Raw genomic sequence first — 365 nt, 5'->3', positions numbered from 1 at the left:
TTTTAAATGATATGGTGTGGTATGACTTGATTTTACCTCTTTATGCTGTATTAGCCTACATAAAATTACACATAAGCGATTTTTTCCGGCTTGTTTGATAATTTTTGTAAAAACAGCGTATAATCAGCCTATTTGTATAATACATCATGCCTTATTTCGCCCTGTTCGACGATGCGTTAAGCGGTCGTGCAAAACTCTATCAAAATCATGTGGAAAGCTGCCTTTTTCATCATAACGAACTGGCGTTGTTGGATGATGTTTTGCAGGCAGGTTGGAAAAAAGGCCTGTATGCAGTGTTGTTTGCAGACTACGAATTCGGATTGCCACTGATGGATATTTCATCCGCGCGCAGTGGCAATTTGCGT

General features: G+C 39.5%; 1 pseudogene. It reads left to right on the top strand.

What is annotated here, in order from left to right:
* Positions 1–146: 146 nt before the first annotated feature.
* Positions 147–365 (top strand): annotated as a pseudogene (locus ACTHSP_RS22810) (bifunctional aminodeoxychorismate synthase component I/aminodeoxychorismate lyase); the annotation flags it as partial.

Source organism: Neisseria sp. P0001.S005, from assembly GCF_051963715.1.
This window is presented reverse-complemented; position numbering and strand designations above follow the sequence as displayed.